Origin of the sequence: Hydrogenophaga sp., from assembly GCF_041633695.1 — a bacterium.
Classification (GTDB): Bacteria; Pseudomonadota; Gammaproteobacteria; order Burkholderiales; family Burkholderiaceae_C; genus Hydrogenophaga.
The window spans coordinates 1-2,270 of sequence record NZ_JBFJMY010000579.1; the positions used below are offsets into that span (position 1 = coordinate 1).

Annotated in this window: 1 protein-coding gene; it reads left to right on the top strand. The window is 65.2% G+C overall.

Annotation, left to right across the window (positions count from 1 at the left end; all coding sequences use genetic code 11):
* Positions 1–116: 116 nt before the first annotated feature.
* On the top strand, positions 117–2,270 hold a 2,154-nt coding region (locus ABYB95_RS21915; RefSeq protein WP_372661948.1), incomplete at its 3' end, for an SdiA-regulated domain-containing protein.

The window sequence follows — 2,270 nt, forward strand, 5'->3', positions numbered from 1 at the left end:
CCTAGGCGCTGACGCGGGCGCGTTGTCACCGCTTTTTCACACCGTTTTCATGTGCACGACATGTGTACTTTCTACGCTCGCCCTTTGTATCCAAAAGTTCAAAAGGAAGAGCCACCATGCGACCACGCAGCCCCCGTTTCCCCCACCTGTTGCTGGCCGCAGCCAGTGCCCTCGCCCTGGCCGCCTGCGGCGGTGGCGACGATGCAAGCCCCACCCCCGCTTCCGGCGCCGAACTCGCGGCGCCCACGCTGTCGTTCGTGGCGCCCGACGAAAGCCTGGACCTGAGTAACTACACCCTGGTCGGCAAGTACAAGCTGCCGGTGGGCACGGGCAGCAACCTGCTGGCGTCCGAAGTCTCGGCCGTGACCTGGAACAAGGACACCGACACCTTGTTCATCGTCGGTGACAGCGGCACCTCGGTCACCCAGGTGAGCAAAACCGGCCAGCTGATCGACAGCATGACCTTGCCCGCCGACGCCACCAAGCCCCAAGGCACCTTCTTCTACGACCCCGAAGGCCTGGCCTACCTGGGCAACGGCGAATTCGTGCTGAGCGAAGAGCGCTACCGCCAGGCCGTGCGCTTCACCTATGTCGGCAACAGCACCCTGAACGCCGCTTCGGCCAAAGTGGTCAAGCTGGGCACGACCATCGGCAACATCGGCCTGGAAGGCGTGAGCTACGACCCGATCACCGGTGGCTTCATCTTCGTCAAGGAAAAAACCCCGATGGGGATTTTCCAGACCGACATCGACTTCACCGCCGGCACCGCCAGCAACGGCTCGCCCACGACGGTGGATTCGACCAACCTGTTCGACCCCGCCCTGGCCGGCGTGGCCGATTTCGGCGACGTGTATGCCCTGTCCAACGTGCTGCCCGCCAGCGCCAAAGACCGCAGCCACCTCATGGTGCTGAGCCAGGAGTCGGGCCGCATCCTGAAGATGGACCGTGCAGGCAAGACCCTGGGCGCGCTGGACATCGAAGTGGCGGCCCAGCACGAAGGCATCACCTTCGACGACCAGCTCAACATGTACATCACCAACGAGCTGGGCTCGGGCGGCAACAGCGGCGAAGAACTGTGGGTGTACGCCCCCACCCGTGCCGCCACCGCCGTGGGTGTGGGCAGCAACCTGTACCTGAACTTCAACACCGAAGTGAAGGTCGGCAGCGGCAACATCGTGCTCAGCAGCGGCAGCGACGTGCACACCATCGCCCTGAGCGATGCCAGCCAGGTCACGTTCAAGGGCCGCACCGTGGTGATCAACCCCGCCAAGGACCTGCAAGCCGGCACCACCTATTCCATCCAGTACGCCAGCGGCGCCATCCAGGGCCAGGGCGGTGAAAGCGCGGCGGCCTTGGGCACGCAGGCGCTGAGCTTCACCACCGTGAGCGACATCACCGTCCCGGAACTGGTGTCTTCCACCCCGGGCGACGGCGCGTTGGCCGTGACCGGCAGCCGCGTGCTGCTGACCTTCAACGAAGCCGTCAAGGCCGGCACCGGCACCATCACGATCAGCAACGGCAGCGACGATGTGCGCGTGCTCAACGCCAACGACCTCACGCAAGTGACCATCAGCGGCAACACGGTCGACATCAACCCCAGCGCCGACCTGCGCCCCGGCACCGCCTACCACGTGCTGGTGAGCGCCAGCGCCATCACCGACCTGGCCGGCAACGCCTTCGTGGGTTGGAGCGATACGAAACAACTGGACTTCACCACCGTGTCCTCGGCCATCCCCACCACGCTGCAAGCCGGTGACATCCTGTTCATCGGCGCCAACGCCGACAGCCCGGACGCCATCGCCTTTATCTTGATGCGCGACATCAACGCCAGCACCAGCATCCTGTTCAGCGACCGCGACAGCCTGACCGCCACCAACGAATCCGCCTTCCAGTGGGTGGCCGACAAGGCCTATGCGCTGGGCACGATCGTGACCATCCGGCCCGATCAGAGCCCGCTGGTGGCCGACAAAGGCAGTCTGCTGGGCAAAGACGGTGGCATCAGCGCCAGCTCTGAAACCGTGTTCGCCTTCCAGGGTAGCATCGCCGATCTGGCCAATGGCGCCGCCGGCAATCTGACGGTGGACCGCTACCTCGCCGCGATCAATGTGGGCGGCGCCGCTGGCGACTTCGACGGCACGCTCAAGCCCGCACTGGACCCGGCCGGCGCCTACATTTCGCTCAACGCGGACAACGCCAAATACACCCGCTCACTGGCCACCACCGACTTGCCGGCCCTGCGCGCGCGCATCGCCGATCTGGCGAACTGGACC